Origin of the sequence: Rhizobium laguerreae (genome assembly GCF_019778565.1) — a bacterium.
In the GTDB taxonomy this organism is placed as follows: domain Bacteria; phylum Pseudomonadota; class Alphaproteobacteria; order Rhizobiales; family Rhizobiaceae; genus Rhizobium; species Rhizobium laguerreae.
Window position 1 is genome coordinate 195339 of the sequence record NZ_JAAXQT010000011.1, and the last position, 21309, is coordinate 216647.

At 62.1% G+C, this 21309-nt stretch carries 10 protein-coding genes; 3 read left to right on the forward strand and 7 right to left on the reverse strand.

The genetic code is table 11. From position 1 onward, the window contains the following. Positions 1 to 143: 143 nt before the first annotated feature. The 3 genes from HFO71_RS29450 to HFO71_RS29460 are packed head-to-tail and all read left to right on the forward strand — an operon-like array spanning position 144 to position 4262. Entirely contained in the window at positions 144 to 803 is a 660-nt protein-coding gene (locus HFO71_RS29450) for an ABC transporter ATP-binding protein (RefSeq protein WP_131641876.1), read from the forward strand. Then, complete coding sequence (locus tag HFO71_RS29455; RefSeq protein ID WP_221988782.1) at positions 800 to 3202, forward strand: ABC transporter permease; 2403 nt, start codon at positions 800 to 802, stop codon at positions 3200 to 3202. The genes HFO71_RS29450 and HFO71_RS29455 overlap by 4 nt, the downstream gene beginning before the upstream one ends. Further along, positions 3192 to 4262 carry a lipocalin-like domain-containing protein gene (locus tag HFO71_RS29460; protein ID WP_170269343.1) on the forward strand — a complete coding sequence of 357 codons (1071 nt, stop codon included), beginning with the start codon at positions 3192 to 3194 and terminating at the stop codon, positions 4260 to 4262. Before HFO71_RS29455 ends, HFO71_RS29460 begins: the two co-directional genes overlap by 11 nt. A 1001-nt stretch (positions 4263 to 5263) precedes the next feature. Here the strand turns inward: HFO71_RS29460 and HFO71_RS29470 are convergent. The 7 genes from HFO71_RS29470 to HFO71_RS29500 all read right to left on the reverse strand — a co-directional run. After that, entirely contained in the window at positions 5264 to 6706 is a 1443-nt protein-coding gene (locus HFO71_RS29470) for an HlyD family type I secretion periplasmic adaptor subunit (RefSeq protein ID WP_132614128.1), read from the reverse strand. Next, complete coding sequence (locus HFO71_RS29475; RefSeq protein ID WP_065284875.1) at positions 6703 to 8847, reverse strand: peptidase domain-containing ABC transporter; 2145 nt, start codon at positions 8845 to 8847, stop codon at positions 6703 to 6705. Before HFO71_RS29475 ends, HFO71_RS29470 begins: the two co-directional genes overlap by 4 nt. 38 nt (positions 8848 to 8885) lie before the next feature. Beyond that, positions 8886 to 9194: a hypothetical protein gene (locus HFO71_RS29480; RefSeq protein WP_003549393.1), complete on the reverse strand. Its 309-nt coding sequence runs from the start codon at positions 9192 to 9194 to the stop codon at positions 8886 to 8888. Positions 9195 to 9261: 67 nt separating this feature from the next. After that, positions 9262 to 10482 (reverse strand): GTP-binding protein, encoded by a 1221-nt coding sequence (locus tag HFO71_RS29485; RefSeq protein WP_132614130.1) that lies wholly within the window; start codon positions 10480 to 10482, stop codon positions 9262 to 9264. Positions 10483 to 10504: 22 nt separating this feature from the next. Then, complete coding sequence (locus HFO71_RS29490; RefSeq protein ID WP_221988784.1) at positions 10505 to 15829, reverse strand: DUF4082 domain-containing protein; 5325 nt, start codon at positions 15827 to 15829, stop codon at positions 10505 to 10507. Positions 15830 to 16315: 486 nt separating this feature from the next. Beyond that, the gene (locus HFO71_RS29495; protein WP_170269347.1) at positions 16316 to 17539 is read right to left on the reverse strand and encodes a GTP-binding protein; all 1224 of its coding nucleotides are present in this window, start codon (positions 17537 to 17539) and stop codon (positions 16316 to 16318) included. 50 nt (positions 17540 to 17589) lie between these two features. Next, a partial coding sequence (locus HFO71_RS29500) for a DUF4082 domain-containing protein (RefSeq protein ID WP_221988786.1) occupies positions 17590 to 21309 on the reverse strand: 3720 nt, incomplete at its 5' end.

Sequence of the window (21309 nt, forward strand, 5' to 3'; positions counted from 1 at the left end):
TGACCGCTTGTCGGCTAGTGATCAAGCAATGACAAGGAATCTCCTGTTTTTGTGCTGTCGCACGGATCTTGCGATCCCTCTCGAAAGTTCTTAGGTGACCCGAGGTCTTTGCATTCTGCAAACCCCGTGCTCGAGAGACCGAAATGATCCTCACCCTCGCAGGCGTCAGAAAATCCTATTCCACTGCCGAGGGTCCGATCGAAATCCTGAAGGGCATCGATTTGGAAGTCGCTGCGGGCGAAAGTGTTGCGCTCACCGGAGAGTCCGGCAGTGGCAAAAGCACATTGCTGCATCTGGCAGGCGGGCTCGACCGTGCAGACAGCGGCTCTGTCGTGATGGATGGTAGCGATCTGGCGCTATCTGCAGAAACCGAACGGGCCCGATACCGGCGAACAAGGGTCGGCCTGATTTTTCAACAGTTTAACCTCATCCCATCCCTGAGCGTCGCAGCCAACATTTCATTTCACGCCAAGCTTGCAAACCGGTACGATCACGCTTGGGAAAGGCAGTTGATCGAGGAACTGGGGCTGGAAGAATACACCGCCCGATATCCCGAGCAGCTTTCCGGAGGGCAACAGCAGCGCGTTGCCATCGGGCGAACATTGGCTGCTCGACCTCCTCTCATCCTTGCGGACGAGCCAACCGGCAACCTGGATGAGCAGACGGGCGATGCCGTCCTCGATCTGATGCTCAATCTCGCCCGGACAGTGGGATCGGCTCTGCTTCTCGTCACTCACTCCACGAGGCTTGCTGCTCGTCTGGACCGGACGGTGGTCCTTCGCGGTGGGAAGATTGCCGAATGAACTTCGTTGCATTCGTAGCCCTGCTGTCACACTGGCGTCGGAGACCTCTCCAGCTTCTCACACTGGTCATGGGGATTGCGCTTGCGACAGCGCTCTGGTCCGGTGTTCAGGCTATCAACGCCGAGGCGAGAGCGAGCTATACCCGGGCAACATCAGTTCTGGAGCAAGGCAACCTCCGGCAGATCGTCGCCAAGGACGGTGACGGCATAGCGACTGAGGTCTATGGCAGCCTGCGTCGAGCGGGCCTGAATGTTTCGCCCGTGATTGAGGGCAGCTACCGCTTCGGAAGCATAAGGATCCGTTTGGTCGGCATCGAGCCTCTGACGATGCCAAGGGACACCCAGAATGCGACGATCGCCAGCGGTTCAGATCTATCCGCCTTCTTTTCAGCCAGCGGACAGTTGCTCGTATCGAGCGCGACTGCCGAGCGGCTCCGTGGCGCCACGGACATGAACATCAAAAGCAATGGCAACGTTCCCGACGGCGCCGCCTTCGTCGATATAGCGGTCGCCGATCGATTGCTCGATAGGCACGGGAAGATCGACCGACTGGTGGTCGCAGCCGATCAAAAGATCACCCCCGAAGCAATCGATCAGGCGGGATTGACGATCCGCGAACCGGCTGAACAACCAGACGTCGCTCGCCTCACAGACAGCTTTCACGTCAACTTGACCGCCTTCGGGTTCCTTTCCTTCATCGTCGGGCTCTTCATCGTGTATTCGGCCACGGGCCTGAGCTTCGAGCAGCGTCGAGGCACTTTTCGTACACTTCGATCGCTTGGTATCTCCCTTCGAGCATTGACTACGATGCTCCTGATCGAGCTTTCGATGCTGGCGCTGATATCCGGGTTGATCGGCGTCATACTCGGCTACGTCATTGCGTGGCTTCTGATGCCGGGTGTCGCCGCGACCCTCAGGGGCCTCTACGGCGCGAATGTGTCAGGCTCGCTATCCATTCGGCCGGAGTGGTGGTTGGCTGGACTGGCAATTGCTCTCGGAGGAACCGCTGTTTCATCAGCTCAGAGCCTGTGGCGGGTTTGGAAGCTGCCGATTTTGGCTGCCGCCCAGCCGCGGGCGTGGGCGAGACAATCCGCTGGGTCCCTTACCTATCAGGCGGGAATCGGCGGGTTTCTGCTGATCTTGGCGGCTGTCCTTGCGATTACTGCGTCCGGGCTGGTAGCGGGCTTTGCGGTTCTTGGCTGCCTGCTTCTGGGAACAGCTCTGATGCTGCCTGGACTTCTTGCGGTCATCCTGACCGCAGCGCAGCGAACGGCGCGGAGCGCCCTGATGGAATGGTTCTGGGCAGACACCCGCATACAGCTTCCCGGCCTGTCGCTGGCTTTGATGGCTCTGCTACTGGCATTGTCGGCGAACATCGGCGTCGGCACGATGGTATCGAGTTTCCGGTTGACGTTCATCGGCTGGCTGGATCAACGGCTGGCCGCCGAGCTTTACGTGACGGCCAAGGATGAGGAGGAAGCGGCACGGCTCCGTGTTTGGCTTCCGCAACGCTCGACGGCAGTCCTGCCTATCTGGAGCGTGGATGGCGAGCTGCGTGGCGAACAGATCCAGATCTTTGGTGTCGCGGACGATCCAACTTACCGAGAGCACTGGCCCCTGATCGCTTCCGACAATGACGTTTGGGAGAAGATCGCTGCCGGTCAGGGCGCCCTCATCAACGAACAGATGTGGCGTCGCGGCGAAGCCAAGCTCGGCCAGCCATTGGTCATGCCTGGAGGTTGGAGTGTAACCGTGGCCGGTGTGTACTCTGACTATGGGAACCCGAACGGGCAAGTGATCGTCGGGATCAATACCCTGGTCGATCATTACCCCGATGTCCCGAAACTTCGCTACGGGGTCCGGGTGGCTCCCGAGCGAGCTCAGGTTCTCAAGCGCCAGTTGGTCGAGGAGTTTGGTCTGTCGGATACCGTGATCGTTGACCAGGCTTCGCTCAAGCGACAATCGAGAGCGATCTTCGACCAGACATTCAGGGTGACGGGCGCGTTAAACGTCCTCACTCTTGCTGTGGCAGGATTTGCCATGTTCTCAAGTCTTCTGACACTGTCCGGTATTCGGCTTCCTCAACTGGCGCCGGTGTGGGCCATGGGTGTGCGGCGACGGGATCTGGCGCTTTATGAAGTTGCCCGGACACTTGCGCTCTGGTTCACAACATTTGTGGCGGCCGTCCCGGTTGGTCTTGCCCTGGCGTGGGTCCTGCTTGAGATTGTGAACGTGGAGGCCTTCGGTTGGCGATTGCCAATGACGGTGTTTCCAATGGATTGGCTTTGGCTGGGAGCAATCGCCTTCATAGCGGCATCGCTGTCAGTGCTGATACCGGTTCGTCGCCTCGCTTCGATTAATCCTGCGGACCTGCTGAGGATTTTCGCCAATGAACGTTAGAAAGTTGGCGTCCCTCCTGATGGCCGCGGCTATGATCTGCGTAAGCGGTCAGGCGTTCGCACAGGGCTTCGCCGGATTGGGATCCGATGCGCAAGGTTTTGCGATCCCGGAGCGTGGCAATGGTCTTTCTTTCCCCGCCGCCCATGGCGCTCATCCTGATTACCGCATTGAGTGGTGGTATGTGACCGCCAATCTCAACGGTGATGATGGCAAGCAATACGGTGCGCAGTGGACGCTGTTTCGCTCTGCGCTGGCTCCGGGAAACAAGACAGGTTTCGCAGATCCGCAAGTCTGGATCGGGCATGCAGCGATCACCACCCGGAGCCATCACTATGTTGCGGAGCGGTTGGGCCGGGGAGGCATCGGGCAGGCGGGCGTTCAGGCAACGCCTTTTCGCGCGTGGATAGACGACTGGCGGATGGAGGACACCGAGCAAAGCGGCTCGGACACCTTTGGCAACCTTTCAGCCTTCGCCGGCGGGCCGGACTTCAGATATACCTTAAACCTCAAGGCCAATGGGCCACTCGTTCTTCAGGGTGACAAAGGCTTTTCGGTAAAGTCGGCGAACGGACAGGCGAGCTACTACTACTCACAGCCTTTCTATGAGGTGGCGGGGACGATCACGACGTCCGGATCGCCGGTTAAGGTCACCGGCAAAGCTTGGCTGGACCGGGAGTGGTCGTCGCAGCCGCTTGCGTCCAATCAGACGGGCTGGGACTGGTTCTCACTGCACCTGAATTCCGGCGAGAAGCTGATGGCTTTTCGGCTTCGTGACGACAAGGACGGGTTCATCTCCGCGAACTGGATATCCGCGGACGGGCGAACGACACCTCTGTCGAAAGATGACATCCAACTGCAGCCAACTCGGAACGCAACCGTCGATGGCCGCCAAATGCCGGTAGAGTGGCGTATACGCGTGCCGGGTAAGTCACTCGATATCACGACCAGACCGTTGAACGACCAGTCCTGGATGGCGACTTCGACGCCTTATTGGGAGGGACCGATCAACTTCAGGGGCTCTACGTCAGGCGTCGGATATCTGGAGATGACCGGCTACTAGCTGTTACCTTTCACAGGGTAACAGCTCCTTCGTTGAAGGATGCAAGCTCGCCAGCCCTTCGGCAAATTCCTGCAGGATCGACCGGAGTCTGGCCTATTCAGTAAGCGTCCGGTGGTGTGTTGATCAGCGTTTCAGGGGTTGATCCGCCTGAATGGATCGGGCGACGAGGCGTTGACGAAGGTCCTGAAGCTCTTGTTCGCCGGCGTGTCGGCTCCCGACCTGCCGGGGACAGCGGCCGACGAACGGGCAGCCGATGCCGGCTGGCCTTTGATGTAGCATGGCGGGTGGGCGGGACACGTAGTGGTCTTTGCTGAGGCCGATGCGGCGTGTCAGTATCGGCGATCTGTTGTACGACGGCGAGCTCGTGCTAAGAGCATGAGCATGTTTTCCTTGAGCGAGCGCCGAGAGGATTTCATCGCAGATCAAGAGCTTTGGATTAATCAGCAGCGCGCGGGCGATGGCTATACACTGGCGCTCGCCGTCCGAAAGCTGCTTGGGAAGCGGTCGAGATAGCCGGAGCGCAGGCCGACATTTTCCAGCGCGGTTTCAAGGGTCTTTCGTAGACTTCGATACCAAAATGGTCGAGCGGACGTTCGAGGACCGCCCGGATGCGGCAGTGGGGGTTGAGCTACGCAATCCGCGAAATTCATTTCCAAATGACCGTAAGTGACGTCGGCGCGATCGACATGAGCCTAACACTCCAGTGGAGTTCCATAATATCCGTTACGCCGCAAATTTGTTGTAGCCGCAAAGTTGAAGTGTCCTGTTTCTGCAAAGTTGGAATGTCACACTCCCCGGGTGGAGATTGCGGATGGGACTGATTACGATGAGCGAGCGTGATCTGCAGCGGATCGAGGTTTTGTCGAAGGTCGTTGACGGCCGGGCGACGCTGGTCTCGGCGGCGCGTGTTCTGCGGGCAGATCAGGCGTAGCTATGAGATGCGAAATATCTGCCTCGAAGCTCACACGGGATCTCGTCGGGGCGAACTGATCCGTCACGTCCTACGGTTCGCGTATTGCGTTATCGAGGCCACGCAGCAGCGGATACAGGAAATAGGAGATCACCGTACGGTTGCCGACCTTGATTTCCGCGGACACCGTCATACCGGGCAGCAGCCGCACCGGCATACCTGCGGCATTCAGCCGGGTATCGGCAAGCAGGACCCGCGCCTTGAAGAAGGGAGCGGCCGGCTGGCTCGGGGTCTCTGTCTGCTCCTGCTGGCCGGCGAGGAACGTGTCCTGGCTGATGGTTCTCACCTCGCCCGAGGCGGTGCCGTATTTCTGGAAGGGATAGGCGTCAAGCTTGATGCGGGCTTCCTTGCCGACGGCCACGCGGCCGATGTCGCGGGTGTTGATCGAGACTTCGGCTTCGAGCGGCACGTTGATCGGCACCAGCGTCACGACCGGCTCCGCCTCGCGCACGACTGAACCGACCGACCGCTGGGCGAGATCGAGCACGACGGCATCTGCGGGTGCGGTCAGCGCCACCATGTTGCGTCGCAGTTCCATCTTTTTCAGTTCCTCGTCAGCCATGTCGCGCTGGCCGCGCAATTCCACCAGTTGCTCCATTGCGGCGCGGCGGAAATCCTCGATGAAGGCCTGGCGGTCGGCTCGGAGCTTGGCATAGGAGTGGGCGGCCTCGTCGGCCCGGCCGCGAACGGCGGTCAGGTCGGATTCCACGTCGAGCCGGGCATCACGCGAGCCGAGCAGCGTGATCAGCGAGCCGCTCTGCTTGTTATAGAGCCGCTCCCGTGCTGCCTCGATCTGCGAGAGCCCATCGCGCCTGTCGTTGAGTACGGCCTCCTGGTTCCTGCTCGCCGCAAGAGCGGCCGACTGGCCGGCGATCTGCTGCTCGAAATTCTGCAGCTGCGCCATGTAGAAGGCCTGTCGCTGGCCGAAAAGCTGCGCCTGCAGCACCTGGTCGGGCGTATCTCCCGCCATCTTCATGTAGTCGTCGCCGGCAAGCTCGGCCTCGATGCGTCTCACCTGGGCGTCGAGAGCGGAGAACTTCGCCTGCTGCTGGTCGACATCGGCCTGGCTGAACGTGGCGTCGAGGGTCGCGAGCGTCTGGCCGGCATGCACCACTTCGCCGGCCTTCACCTCGATCGTGCGGATGATCGAGGTTTCGAGCGGCTGGACGACGATGGTCGGTTGGGTGGTGACGAGCTTGCCGGGCGCAATCACCACCTCATCGATCGACGAGACCGAGGCCCAGATGATCGCCGAAGCAATCAGCGCCGTCACGCAGTAGAGCGTCATCCGTGCAATGCGCGGCGGCGCGCGCTCCTCGAGCTCGACGGCGTCGGACTGGAATTCGGCAATTGCCGGCGGCAGCGGCGGGCGGTTGGTCAGTTCCCTTCCCTTGCCTGAGGGCGCCGTGTCTGAAGGGCCTTTGCCTGAAGGGACCGGCAGGTTCTCGCTGGGTTTTCTGGTGTGCGCATTCATGCGACCTGCCTCATCTGCTGGGACCACAGGTGGCGATAGGTCATGCAGCGCGATACAAGCTGATCGTGCCGGCCGATATCGGCGACCTTGCCACGCTCGATGACAAGAATGGCATCGGCATCGACGAGCGTCGAAAGCCGGTGCGAGACGATGATGACGGTGCGGCCGGCAGCGATGCGGCTCAGATTCTCGCGGATGATCGCCTCGCTGTCGGGGTCGAGCGCACTCGTCGCCTCGTCGAAGATCAACAGCTTCGGATCGGTGATCAGCGCGCGGGCAATGGCAAGCCGCTGCCTCTGGCCGCCTGACAGGTTGGATGCGTTTTCCTCCAGCATCGTGTCAAAGCCGCGCGGCAGGCGCTCGATGAACTCCTCGGCGCCGGCAATGCGGGCGACTTCCATGATTTCCTCGATGCTGGCATCGGGCTTGGCGGCGGCGATATTCTCGCGCACCGAGCCGCGAAACAGGAAACTATCCTGCAGCACGACGCCGATGCTCGTTCTCAGATGCACGAGGTCGATCTCGCGGCTGTCATAGCCATCCATGCGCACGAGGCCTTCCTGGCTCTGATAGAGCCCCTGGATGAGCCTTGTGATCGTCGTCTTGCCCGAGCCGCTTTTGCCGACCACGCCGAAGAGGCAGCCCGCCGGAATGGCGAAGGAGACATTGTCGAGCGCCGGCGCGCTATCCGGGCCATAACGGAAGCTGACCCTGTCGAATTCGATGCGGCCCTGCAGATGCGGCCGAACACCTCGCCCGCGGCCCGCCTGCTCCGGCCGCTGGTTCATGATCTCGCCGAGCATGCGCACGGAGAGCGCGACTTCCTGATATTCGTGCACCATGGTGACGATCTGCACCAGTGGTCCCGAGACCCGGCCTGCGAGCATGTTGAAGGCGACCAGCGCGCCGATCGTCATCGCGCCGCTGAAGACATCGAGCGCGCCGAGGCCGATGATCGCGACGCTCATCAGCTTCTCCAGCAATCCGGTCATCGCCTGGGCGATGGTCGAGATCTTGTCGACCCGGAAACGCACGGAGATCGCCTGGGCCGAATAATCGTCCCATACCTTGCGCTGGCGCGGCTCCAACGCCAGCGATTTGACGGTGCGCATGCCGTGCACGGTTTCCACCAGCAATGCCTGCCGGTCGCCTTCGGCCTGGTAGAGCGCCTGCAACCGGCGCTGGAACGGCCCGACAAGCATCATCACCACGAGCCCGACAAGGGCGGCGAAACCGAGCACGACAAGCGTCAACTTGACGCTGTAGAGAAGCAGGATCGGCACGAAGACCAGCAGCGAAACGCCGTCTAAGAGCGTGAGAAACAGCCGGCCGGTCAGGAATTCGCGGATGCGCCCGGTCTGCTGCATATGCTTGACGAGAACGCCGGCCGAGGCCTGCTCGAAGAGCGCGATCGGCAGGTTGAGCAGATGGCCGAAGGTGCGAGTCGCGACGCGGATGTCGATCCTGTTCGTCGCATAAAGCAGCAGATAGCGGCGCAGGAAGGTGAAGGTCGCGTCGAAGACGAGCGCGATCGCAATGCCCGCCGTCAAAACCGTCAGCGTCGCATAGCTCTGATGCACCAGCACCTTGTCGATGACGAGCTGAAAGAAGATCGGCGTCGTCAGCCCCAGCCCGTAGAGCACGAAGGCGGCGAGCGCGACGTCGCGGAAGAAGCTGCGCTGCTTGATGATCTCGGGGACGAACCAGCGGAAGCCGAAGGGCCGGTCCTCATCGGACATGCGATAGTTGCGCTTCAGCAGGATCACCGATCCGAGCCAGGCCTTGGCGAACTGCTCTTCGCTGAGCATCATCACCTCGGCGCGTGATGCCAGCGGGTCGAGAACGCGGATTCTCTCATCCTCCCCGCTCCCGACAGCGCCGGCGATGACCACCCAGTTGCCGTTCGTCAACTCGGCGAGCACCGGGAAGGCCTCGCCGAGTTGGAACAGGGATCGCCAGTCGAGCGTCAGATGCCTTGCCCTGAGGCCGGCATCCTTGGCCATGCGCAGCAGCTGCCGCATGGCAACGGGATCGTTGCCGACGGCATAATCGTGCTGCAATCGTTCAGGAGCAAGATCGACGCCGTGATGACGAGCGACGAGCGCAAGACAGTGCAGGTTGGTATGCAGAAAACCACTCATGGCCCACCCGAAACAATACGAGACCGAGGCAATATTTTTCAGTTGAAGTTCGGCGAGGCGTTCGAAGCGCCGGCCTGCACCGTCTGAATATCGGCAGCAGCCGCAGCTGGCATATCGCCGATGCGACGGACCGCACCCGCCTCGACTAACCCGCCAAGCGCCTTCTGCATGAGATCGACCGCATTGGCGAAGGCATCGACTGGCATGATGATGCGCTGGCGGAAGACCGGCTTCGGATTGTTGTTGGCGTCACGATCGGTGGCCGAGAGCGACATCAGGTCGATGCGCACGATCGTTCCGGTGATGGTGATCTCGCCGATGCCATCTGCATAAAGTTCGTTGCTCATTGTTCTCTCCTCTGGTTGATAATCAAAACGTCTTCACCTTAAGGCGCCTTACGTCCATTAGGACGCTCTAACTATTTGAATGTGCGTGCTGCCACGCCGGAAACGGGTCCCTAAGCCCGGCGGTGGTCTGCGGATTGATGCCTGTCTCCTCACCGGTCAGGCAGTCGTCGAGCGCGGTGCGGATTGCGTCTTCGTCGAAGCCGGCGCCGATGAAAACGAGTTCCTGGCGGCGGTCGCCCCAGACCTCGTCCCAATGCCGGTCGATGAGCTGGTGGAATTGCGGATGACGCGGCCATTGCGCCTTCGGCACCGACGCCCACCAGAAACCCTTGGTGTCGATGCGGCATTGCGTACCGGCAATCGATAGCAGGCCGATCTCGTCGGGCCTTGTCGCCAGCCAGAAATGGCCCTTCGCCCGGATGAGGCCCGGCCATTTCCTGTCGAGGAAATCCCTCAGCCTCGAGGGATCGAATGGCCGGCGGCTGCGATAGACGAAGCTCGAGATGCCGTATTCCTCGGTCTCCGGCACATGCTCGCCCCAGCCGAAGAGTTCCTTGTGCCAGAGGGGATGGCGGGCGGCTCTCGCTTCGCTGAAGAGGCCGGTATTCAGGATGGCCTCGAGCTTCAGCCGGCCGAAGCCGGTCTCGATGACGCGGGCATCGGGGTTGAGTGCGGCAATGATGCGGCGAACCTCGGCAAGCGCTGCAGGCGGCACATCCTGCGCCTTGTTGATGACCACGACGTCGGCAAATTCGATCTGCTCGACGAGCAGTTCCACCAGCTTACGCTCGTCGTCTCCGTCCCGGCTCTCGCCACGGTCCCTCAGGAACTCCGCGCTCGCATAGTCGGCCAGCAGATTGACCGCATCGACGACGGAAACCATCGTGTCGAGCCGCGCGACGTCGCAAAGCGCTGCCCCCCTCTCGTCGCGGAAGGAGAAGGTCGCTGCGACCGGCAGCGGCTCAGCAATGCCGGTCCCCTCGATCAGCAGATAGTCGAAGCGGCCGGTGCTAGCGAGCCGGCGGACCTCGCTCAGAAGATCGTCGCGCAAAGTGCAGCAGATGCAGCCATTGGTGAGCTCCACCAGCGTCTCGTCCGTCCGCGACAGGTTGGCTCCGCCGTCACGGACGAGATCGGCATCGATATTGACCTCGCTCATGTCGTTGACGATGACGGCGACGCGGCGCCCCTCGCGATTGCGCAGGACATGGTTGAGGATCGTCGTCTTGCCCGCGCCGAGAAAACCGGCAAGGACCGTGACCGGAAGTCTGTTGTCTGCACTCGTCATCGGTACTCCCCGCTCGCCTCTTTTACGCCGCGAGCTGCGGTCTGAATGCTACGTCCACATAGTAGTTTGTGCTGTTATAGCTGGCGCTCGGGAACAACCCGCTCGACCCATAGGCATAGACGCCGTTGCTGCCGCTGAGCGCCCTGAGGTCGCCATTCGTCACATCGGCGCTGAAGTAATTGCCGGTCGCCGAATAATTGCCGTTGGTGCTGTAGGAAACGACGTAGGTCGTGTCCGCGGCGATCTCCACCTGCTGGGTGAGTGTCGCGGTCTGCCAGCCGCTTGCCGTTTCGTTGCTGAAGGCGACGCTGCCGAGCAGCGTGCCCGAGGCAGTCCAGAGATAGCCGTTATGCGGGCCTGTATTGTCGGCACCCTTGTAGAAGCGGATGCCGGTGATCCAGCCAGCCGTATCAGCCTGGAACTTCATGCCGAGATTGACCTGCTGATTGTCGTTGGTGGAGACGATTGAAGGCGTCGCACTGGCGGCAAAGAGGTTCTGCTCCGGGCCTGCAGCCGGGTTGTTGATGGTGAGAGCAACCTGGGCCGTGGCCGTGCCGCCCTTGCCGTCTGATATCGCGTAGCTGAAGCTCGCCGGTCCCGAATAGCCTGCGGTCGACGTGAAGGTCACCGTCTGAGCCTGGGCATTGTAGGCGACCGAGCCGTTGACGGCGCCGCTGACGCCGGTGATCGTGAGCGGATCGCCATCGGCATCGCTGTCGTTTGAAACCAGCGCCGAGGCCTGGATGGTGATCGGCGTGCCCGTATTGGTCGAGTAGCCGCTGTCATTGGCGGCGACCGGAACCGCATTCTGCGCGCCCTGCTGATAGAGCACGTCCACCCAGTAATTGCTGGCATTGTAGGAGGCGGTCGGAAACAGGCTGCCCGTGCCATAGGCATAGACGCCGTTGCCGCCGCTGCCCGAACTTGCCGGCGCCGTCAGCGCGCCGCTCGTATAGTCTGTCGTGAAGTAGTTCGCGGTTGCCGAATAGAAGCCGTTGGAATGGTAGCTCGCCACATAAGTGACGCCGGCCGTGACATTGATCGGCTGCGTGAACGAAACCGTCTGCCAGCCGCTTGCCGTCTCGTTGATGAAGGTTGCCTGGCCAAGGAGCTGGCCGCTCGCGGTCCAGAGCGAGCCGACATGCGTGCCGGTATCCTGAGCGCTCTTGTAATAGGTGAGCCCCGTGATCTGGCCGTTGCCGGAAGCGATGAACTTGACGCCAAGTTCGACCGAGTTGGCATCATTGGCGGCGGTAACCCCCGAGGTGTCGGCGCTGGTAAACAGGCTCGAGGTCGTGCCGCCGCCGGGCTGCGAATTGACCGTGAGGCTGACGGTGGCCGAAGCCGTGCCGCCATGCCCGTCCGAGATCGAATAGGAAAAGCTTGCGACGCCCGTATAGCCCGAGTTCGGCGTGAAGATCACCGTGTTGGTCTGGCTGTTAAAGGTCACCGTTCCGTTGACCGCGCCGTTTGCGCCGGTAATGCTCAGCGGGTCGCCATCGCCATCGCTGTCATTGGCAAGCAGGTTGGCAGCGGCAATCGACAGGGCCGTGTTGGAATAGGTCGTGTAGCCGTTGTCGTTGGCGGCGACCGGCACCGTATTGCCCGTCGACTGGTTGAAGACGACGTCGACCCAGTAATTCGACGACTGGTAGCTCTGCGTCGGGAAGGTCGAGCCCGATCCGACCGCATAGACGCCGTTCGCACCGGCGAGCGCCGTCAGCGAGCCGTTGGTATGGGCCGTGTTGAAATAGCCTGCGGTCGCCACATAGCTGCCGGTCGTGTGGTAGGAAGCGACATAGGTCGCACCCGCTGTGATCTGCAGCGGCGTGGAGAAGTTTGCCGTCTGCCAGCCGGAGAGCGACTCGTTGGTGAAGGTGACCGTGGCAACAAGTGTGCCGTCGGCCCTCCAGATGGAGCCGGTATGCACGCTGGTATCGCCGGCAGCCTTGTAATAGCGGATGCCCGAGATCGTGCCGTTTGAGGAAGCGACGAACTTCATGCCGAGTTCCATCGCCGTATCGTCGTTGAAGCTGCCGCCGGTCGGCCCCTCGCTTCCCGTAAAGAGCGTCTCGCCGGCCGGAGCGGCCTGAACGGTGAGGCTGACATTGCCCTGATCCGTACCGCCGCGCCCGTCCGACAGCGTGTAGGCGAAGCTTGCCGGCCCCGAATAGTTATTAGCCGGCGTGAAGGTGATGGTTCCGGTCTGCGTGTTGAGAGCAACCGTGCCGTTGAGGGCATTGCCGACGGCGGTGATGGTCAGCGCATCGCCATTGGCATCGACATCATTTGCGACGAGTGCGGCAATCGAGATAACAAGCGTTCCGTTGTGGCCGATGATCAGCCCGCTGTCGTCCGTTGCGACCGGCTGGCTGTTGGGGCCGGCATCGAAGACCACATCCACCCAATAGTTCGAGCCGCCGGGGCTCTGACCGGGGAACGTGCTGGTGCCGCTATAGGCAAAGACGCCGCCGCCATCGACGGCCTTCAGCGCGCCGCTGGCATAGGGCTCGCTGAAATAGTTCTCGGTGACGGAGAAGAATCCATTGCTGTGATAGGAGGCCACATAGGTCGTGCCGGCGGCGATCTGGATCGGCGAGGAGAACATCACCGTCTGCCAGCCGGAGAGCGATTCACCCACCGACACGCCGGTTGCAAGCAGGGTTCCGTTGCCGGACCACAGGCTGACGACGTGGTCGCCGGTATTGTAGAAGCCCTTGTAGAAGCGGATGCCCTGCACGGAGCCTGCCGTCGTCGCCTGGAAGCGCAGGCCGAGCTCGACCGGATCGCGATCGATCGCCGTTTCGACCGCGGGCTTTTCCGCCAGCGTCCACAGGCCCTGTGTGCCCGGCAGGGTAACAGTGACCTGTTTGCCGGCCGATGGTGCCTCCAGATTGACGCTGTCGTCGACGGCGCGCGACAGGATCGTATAGGTGCCGCTTGCCTGGACGACCCAGTTATAGCTCCAGCTTTCGCGGCCGGTGGCCTTGAACCAGTGCTGGCCGCCGTCGGTGGAAACCTCCACACCGGCAATGATGCCGCCGCCGAAATCCTGCGCCGTGCCGGTGATGGTGACGCGCTGCCCCTCGACGAAGCTGGCGCCAATGATCGGCGACGAGATCGACGAGGTCGGCTTCAACGCGTCGGTCGATTGGGTCGCGAGGATCAGGCTCGCATCGAGCGTGGTCGGCTGGATGCCCATGTCCGCGAACATGTTGACCATCGCCTGCTGCACGTTGGGATCGGTCGGCGTCTGCGCTCCCTGGTGGTTGGCATTCAGGCCCCAGGACCAGAAGACGGTGCCGGCACCGAAGACGAGCGCGCCGCTTTCGGCCCGGTACATGGTGAGGCTGTGGGTCGCCACCGCATCGCCGACCGTCGTGCCGTAGTCGCGCAGATAGGTGCTGACCGCGATCGAGGAGAGCGACAGGTTGATGAGGCCATCCGGCCGGAAGCCGTTCTCGACGTCGGAATCCCACTCGTAACCGAGCAGGTTCTGCACCAGATTATAGGTCTCGCCCTCCTCAAGCTCGGCGACATCGGTGTTGCGCCAGAAGCGCAGGTTCGAATAGTCGTAGGGGATGGTGATCGTATCGGAACGGTAGCTGTCCACCTGGAACATCGTGCCGGTCAGCGAATTCTCCGGCTCCTGCCCCGGATCGGCATAACGCGGATCGCGCCATGTGCCGGTGCCGGTAGCGCTCGGATCCGTGCTCGTGCCCCAGGTCTCCTTGTAACAGACCATCGTGCGATAGGCCTGGCCGCTGCCGTCGATGCTGCTTTCCCAGCGCACCTTCCAGTAGCACTCGTTGCCGCTCCAGAAGGCGAGGTTCACACCCGCCTCGCGGGCCGCCTCGACATTGGCGCGCTGCTCGGCCGACCAGTATTCGTCATGACCGACAGAGAGATAGGCATCATGGTTCAGCAGCAGGCTGCCGCTACGCGTCGCATCGACGCCGGAGATATAGGAAACATCGTAGCCGTTCTGCTCCAGCCACTGGATCGCCGAAGACTCGACACCGAAGACGAAATCATGCGGGCCGCCGATCGGGCTGGTATTGGTGATGATCGGGCGGTTGTAGCTGACGGCCGAGGCGCGGCCGATCGCGGTCAGGCCGCAGCTGCAGTTCGGCGGCAGGTAGCCGATCATGTCGGCCGGATCGACGGGCACTTCGCCATAATAGAGGCTGGCGCCGCCCCAGGCATTATAGGCCTGCCAGGTGGTATCGGATGTCTGGAAGACGATATCGCTGGTGGAGGCGTCGTCACGCACGACGAAGGGGATGATGCTTGCATCCTCGGTGCCATCCTCGCGCACCAGCTTGGCGAAATAGACGCCCGAGACGGCATCGTCGGGAATCTGCCAGCTCGCCGATACCGACCAGTTGCCGCAATCAATGAGGCCGAGCGACATGTCGACGATCGGGTGCGGCTGGATCTGCGCCGATGTCAGCGATTGCTCGATCGAGTCCACCTTGCGCGCACCGGCCCCGCCGTAATAGCCAATGCGGTAAATATCGATGCGGTAATGGGTGGAATCGGTGGCGATCTTGAAATCGACCGTCTGGCCGATATTCGTGCTGATTTCGGTAGCGAAGCCCTGGATGGTGCCACCACCGTCGCCCTCCAGACCCCATTCGCTGATCGGGTTGCCCTGCTTCAGGTTTTCGAGCGCGATCTTGTTGGGCGTCGCCGCAGCCGAAACCGCCGCCATCGGTGCCGCCAGTGCTGTCGGGGCCGCGGTCGTCTCAGCAGAAACGTCCTGGATCGGCTCCAGAGAGACAGATGCTATCGAGGCCTGAAGGCGCAACGAAGTCGTGCCGAGAGTGCTGGAAGAGCTGACCGGCGCCGCCGTCTTGGTGCTTCCAGTGTCGGCATCGGTGGTAACACCCGTGAGCGCGGGAGCGGCAGGCAGTGTCGCAGCCTCCTCGGACGGATCCGGGGCAAGCACGGTGCGTTGCAGTGTCGAGGGAGGCGTCTGGAATACCGTCGCAGTAGACGCCGTCTTGGTGAAATTGTCTTGCGCGCCGCCATCTCCCGCAGACGCCGGCATCGCCGTCGACGATGGGGGGGACGATTGCATGTCGCCTGATGATATCAGGGAGGATGTGACCGTGCCGGAGAAGGAGGATTGGACGGTTGCGCTGCCCTGATTAGCAAAACCGTAGGGACCCTGGGTGCTTGAAGACACCACGGTCGCAGTTCCGAGCAGTGCGGTCCAGACGGAGGGTGGGTGACCGACGCTCGGCATGCCGCCGGCAGTACTTAGAAAGTCGTGATTCCTCACATGAAATCTCAGCAAGAGTGGCGTCCCCGTTTCCCGTCGACCGACATTGGAAGGCTTCATCCTGCCAGCTTTCGTATGGGAATGTACGACAGCAATCTGGGGTATGTGGGTGATACTCCGTACTCCGATATGATGACCCTCACCGCATAAGCGACCGACAAGGCCGCAACGCTGCCTCCGGCTACTGCTCAGTGGCCGACTCTGGGTGAAGAGGAATTCTAGAGCCTTTCCGGGTTAGATTGCAGCATTCTGCCGGAGCAGGTTTTCGTCAGGGCAGAGGCGATTGGCGAAGGGCATACCCCTTGGTACGTCCGAGCCGATCGCCTTTGCCCTGGCGGAAAGATGCCCGGCCCTTCGGGTTGGCTGAAACGGGCCGCCTGATCGACCGGCCGGCTTGGCCGTAGAACTTGGCTACGACGCGCGCCGGCCGGTCGACCATCCGACTCCGTTTGAGCCAACAGAATGCTTCAATCTAACCCGGAAAGGCTCTAGTTCGGTATTGTCTCGCCGGTCGGGCCGGTCGAGCCGGTACTCCCGCGTCCCGTGCTACCAGGCCGGAAACGGATCTTCGAGAGCCGACCAGTCCCGCGGGTCCGAGCTGGCCAGGCAGTCGTCCAACGCGGTGCGGACGCCTGTCTCGTCCATATCAACACCGATGAACACGAGCTCCTGCCGACGGTCGCCCCAAGCGCTGTCCCATCGGCTCTCGAGATGCTGACGAAACTGTTGATGGCTGGGCCAGTCTTGTCGGGGAACGGCCGCCCACCAGAGCCCCATAGGTTCACAGCGCCGTTGCACCCCGGCAGCCGACATCAAACCCACGTGACGCGGGCGCGTGGCAAGCCAGAAATGGCCTTTGGCGCGGATTACCCCCGGCCAAGGCTCGTCCAGGAATGCTCGAAACAGCTTGGGGTCGAAGGGACGTCTCGTGCGATAGACAAAGCTCGATACCCCGTACTCCTCCGTCTCCGGAACATGGTCGCCCGGATTGTACAGTTCCTTGTGCCACAACGGGTGAGCGGCGGCTTTTGCTTCATCGAAGAGGCCCGTACTGAGGATGGTTGCAAGAGAAACCTTGCCGAAGTCCGTCTCCACCTGGCGGGCATCCGGGTTGAGTGCAGCCACCGTCTTGCGGACTTCCGCGCGGACCTCCTCGGTCGCATCCGAGATCTTGTTGATCACGACAATATCGGCAAACTCGATCTGGTCGACCAACAAGTCGATGAGCGTGCGCCGGTCGTCACCGTCCCGCTGCAGGCCGCGATCGCGAAGCAGATCAGCGCTGCTGTAATCGGCCAAGAGGCTTGCGGCGTCGACGACGGTCACCATCGTGTCGAGTTTCGCAAAATCGGAGAGCGAAACACCGTTCTCGTCGCGGAATGAAAAGGTTGCCGCGATAGGGCATGGCTCCGCAATGCCGGTCCCCTCTATCAACAGATAGTCGTATCGCCCCTCTTCGGCCAGTCGCCGCACTTCCGTCAGGAGATCGTTGCGCAGGGTGCAGCATATGCAGCCATTGCTGAGCTCGATCAACGTCTCCGTCGTATGCGACAGGTTACAGCCACCGTCTCGAATAAGACTGGCGTCTATGTTCACTTCGCTCATATCGTTGACAATGACGGCGACCCGCAGGCCCTCGCGATTGGTCAACACGTGGCTGAGGAGCGTCGTCTTTCCGGCGCCGAGAAAACCCGAGAGCACTGTGACCGGCAGCCGGTCGATGCTGTTTATCGGCATCCCTTGAATGAGGGCATTCGGAGCGACTGTCATTTGCGTTTTATAAGCCTCATTCGAAACCGTCTCTAACCTCGTTCGACGCGTCAAGCTGCGAGCTGCGGCCGGAAGACCACATCGGCATAATAGTTTGCCGAGTCAAAAGTGCTGGTCGGGAAGAGACCTGTGGTGGCAGATCCGCCGTAGGCATAGACGCCATTGCCGCCAGCCGCAGCGCTGGACAGCGCCGACAGCGGACCGTTGCTGACGCCGTTGGCGAAGAAGCCATTGCTCGCCACGTAAGCGCCGGTGGTGTGGTAGGACGCGATATAGGTGGTATTGGCGGCGATGGTGACAGGCGTTGTGAAGTTCACCGTCTGCCAGCCGCTTGCCGTGGTGTTGGAGAAGGTGGCGGTGGCAAGTTTGGTGCCTGTCGTGGTCCACAGATCGACGACGTTCTGTCCGTTGTCGTTGGCGCTGCGGTAGAACTTGATGGCGGTAATATCACCGACGACGTTCGACTGGAACTTGACGCCGACCTCGAGCTGCTGACCGTCGTTGAGGTTCGTCTGGGCCGGTGTGCTGGAGGCGTTAAACAGGCTGTAGGTCGCGGGCGCCACTGTCGCAGTGATATTGAAGGTCTCGTTGGCGGCAAGGCCGCCGAGGTCGGTTGCCGTCACCCTGACGCCGTAGGTGCCTGATGTCGTCGGCGTGCCGCTGAACGTCCGCGTTGTGGCGTTGAAGGCGAGCCAGGCAGGCAGCGCCGTGCCGTCGGCCGCCGTTGCCGCATAGGTGAGGGTCTCGCCGCTGTCGACATCGGTGAAGGTCGTCGTCGGCAGCGTGAACGAGAAGGCAGAGCCGACGGTAGCGTTCTGGGCGGCCGTCTGGACCGCCAGCACCGGCGCGTCATTGGCGCCATGGATGGTGACGGTCAGGTTTGCCGTGGCGGTGGCACCGGCGGTGTCGCGCATCGTATAGCTGAAGACATCGCTCAGCGTATTGGTCGACTGCCGCAGCGCCTGCACGGCAGCATTGGCCTCGTTGACGGCATAGCTATAGACGCCCGATGCGCTGAGCACGAGACTGCCATAGGTGCCGTTCAGTGCCGTGCCGAGCGTGCCTGATGTAGCGCCGAAGCGGATCGCCGTCACCGCCTTGGTGTCACCGGCATCCGCATCGGTGTCGTTGGTCAGTACGTTGCCGCTGGCAACCACGCCGCCCGAACCGTTGGCCACGCCACCCTTCTCGGTCGCATCCCCCGCATCAGCAACTGCCGTCGGCGTCGTGTTGCCTGATGTCGACACGGCGATGTTGAAGGTTTCGTTGGCGGTGAGGCCGCCAAGGTCGGTTGCCGTCACCCTGACGCCATAGCTACCTGATGTCGTCGCCGTTCCGGAGAAGGTCCTCGTCGAGGCATTGAAGCTCAGCCAGGCAGGCAGCGCCGTGCCGTCGGCAGACGTTGCCGCATAGGTGAGGGTCTCGCCACTGTCGACATCGGTGAAGGTCGTCGTCGGCAGCGTGAAGGAGAAGGCAGAGCCGACGATAGCGTTCTGGCTAGCCGTCTGGACCGCCAGCACCGGCGCGTCGTTGGCGCCGTGGATGGTGACGGTCAGGTTTGCCGTGGCGGTGGCGCCGGCCGTGTCACGCATCGTATAGCTGAAGACATCGCTCAGCGTGTTGGTCGACTGCCGCAGCGCCTGCACGGCAGCATTGGCCTCGTTGACGGCATAGCTATAGACGCCCGATGCGCTGAGCACGAGACTGCCATAGGTGCCATTCAGCGCCGTGCCGAGCGTACCTGATGTAGCGCCGAAGCGGATCGCCGTCACCGCCTTGGTGTCACCGGCATCCGCATCGGTGTCGTTGGTCAGCACGTTGCCGCTGGCAACCACACCGCCCGAACCATTGGCCACGCCACCCTTCTCGGTCGCATTCCCCGCATCGGCAACTGCCGTCGGCGTCGTGTTCGGTGTTGTCGATGCCGGCCGGAAGACCACATCGGCCCAATAATTGGCAGCGTTGAAGGTGGCATTCGGGAAAATGCCTACGGTGGCGGATCCGCCATAGCGGTAGACGCCGTTGCCGCCGGCGACAGCGCTCGACTGGGCCGTCAGCGGACCACTGGTGACGGCGGTCGTATAGAAATTGTTGCTCGCCACGTAAGCGCCGGTGGTGTGGTAGGACGCGATATAGGTGGTATTGGCGGCGATGGTGACAGGCGTTGTGAAGTTCACCGTCTGCCAGCCGCTTGCCGTGGTGTTGGAGAAGGTGGCGGTGGCAAGTTTGGTGCCTGTCGTGGTCCACAGATCGACGACGTTCTGTCCGTTGTCGTTGGCGCTGCGGTAGAACTTGATGGCGGTAATATCACCGACGACGTTCGACTGGAACTTGACGCCGACCTCGAGCTGCTGACCGTCGTTGAGGTTCGTCTGGGCCGGTGTGCTGGAGGCGTTAAACAGGCTGTAGGTCGCGGGCGCCACTGTCGCAGTGATATTGAAGGTCTCGTTGGCGGCAAGGCCGCCGAGGTCGGTTGCCGTCACCCTGACGCCGTAGGTGCCTGATGTCGTCGGCGTGCCGCTGAACGTCCGCGTTGTGGCGTTGAAGGCGAGCCAGGCAGGCAGCGCCGTGCCGTCGGCCGCCGTTGCCGCATAGGTGAGGGTCTCGCCGCTGTCGACATCGGTGAAGGTCGTCGTCGGCAGCGTGAACGAGAAGGCAGAGCCGACGGTAGCGTTCTGGGCGGCCGTCTGGACCGCCAGCACCGGCGCGTCATTGGCGCCATGGATGGTGACGGTCAGGTTTGCCGTGGCGGTGGCACCGGCGGTGTCGCGCATCGTATAGCTGAAGACATCGCTCAGCGTATTGGTCGACTGCCGCAGCGCCTGCACGGCAGCATTGGCCTCGTTGACGGCATAGCTATAGACGCCCGATGCGCTGAGCACGAGACTGCCATAGGTGCCGTTCAGTGCCGTGCCGAGCGTGCCTGATGTAGCGCCGAAGCGGATCGCCGTCACCGCCTTGGTGTCACCGGCATCCGCATCGGTGTCGTTGGTCAGTACGTTGCCGCTGGCAACCACGCCGCCCGAACCGTTGGCCACGCCACCCTTCTCGGTCGCATCCCCCGCATCAGCAACTGCCGTCGGCGTCGTGTTGCCTGATGTCGACACGGCGATGTTGAAGGTTTCGTTGGCGGTGAGGCCGCCAAGGTCGGTTGCCGTCACCCTGACGCCATAGCTACCTGATGTCGTCGCCGTTCCGGAGAAGGTCCTCGTCGAGGCATTGAAGCTCAGCCAGGCAGGCAGCGCCGTGCCGTCGGCAGACGTTGCCGCATAGGTGAGGGTCTCGCCACTGTCGACATCGGTGAAGGTCGTCGTCGGCAGCGTGAAGGAGAAGGCAGAGCCGACGATAGCGTTCTGGCTAGCCGTCTGGACCGCCAGCACCGGCGCGTCGTTGGCGCCGTGGATGGTGACGGTCAGGTTTGCCGTGGCGGTGGCGCCGGCCGTGTCACGCATCGTATAGCTGAAGACATCGCTCAGCGTGTTGGTCGACTGCCGCAGCGCCTGCACGGCAGCATTGGCCTCGTTGACGGCATAGCTATAGACGCCCGATGCGCTGAGCACGAGACTGCCATAGGTGCCATTCAGCGCCGTGCCGAGCGTACCTGATGTAGCGCCGAAGCGGATCGCCGTCACCGCCTTGGTGTCACCGGCATCCGCATCGGTGTCGTTGGTCAGCACGTTGCCGCTGGCAACCACACCGCCCGAACCATTGGCCACGCCACCCTTCTCGGTCGCATTCCCCGCATCGGCAACTGCCGTCGGCGTCGTGTT

Excerpts from the sequence above, each read along its gene's own strand:
- HFO71_RS29475 (WP_065284875.1), bottom strand. The coding sequence starts at position 8,847 with ATGAGTGGTTTTCTGCATACCAACCTGCACTGTCTTGCGCTCGTCGCT.
- HFO71_RS29450 (WP_131641876.1), top strand. The coding sequence starts at position 144 with ATGATCCTCACCCTCGCAGGCGTCAGAAAATCCTATTCCACTGCCGAG.
- HFO71_RS29480 (WP_003549393.1), bottom strand. The coding sequence starts at position 9,194 with ATGAGCAACGAACTTTATGCAGATGGCATCGGCGAGATCACCATCACC.
- HFO71_RS29460 (WP_170269343.1), top strand. The coding sequence starts at position 3,192 with ATGAACGTTAGAAAGTTGGCGTCCCTCCTGATGGCCGCGGCTATGATC.
- HFO71_RS29470 (WP_132614128.1), bottom strand. The coding sequence starts at position 6,706 with ATGAATGCGCACACCAGAAAACCCAGCGAGAACCTGCCGGTCCCTTCA.
- HFO71_RS29495 (WP_170269347.1), bottom strand. The coding sequence starts at position 17,539 with ATGACAGTCGCTCCGAATGCCCTCATTCAAGGGATGCCGATAAACAGC.
- HFO71_RS29455 (WP_221988782.1), top strand. The coding sequence starts at position 800 with ATGAACTTCGTTGCATTCGTAGCCCTGCTGTCACACTGGCGTCGGAGA.
- HFO71_RS29485 (WP_132614130.1), bottom strand. The coding sequence starts at position 10,482 with ATGACGAGTGCAGACAACAGACTTCCGGTCACGGTCCTTGCCGGTTTT.
- HFO71_RS29490 (WP_221988784.1), bottom strand. The coding sequence starts at position 15,829 with ATGAAGCCTTCCAATGTCGGTCGACGGGAAACGGGGACGCCACTCTTG.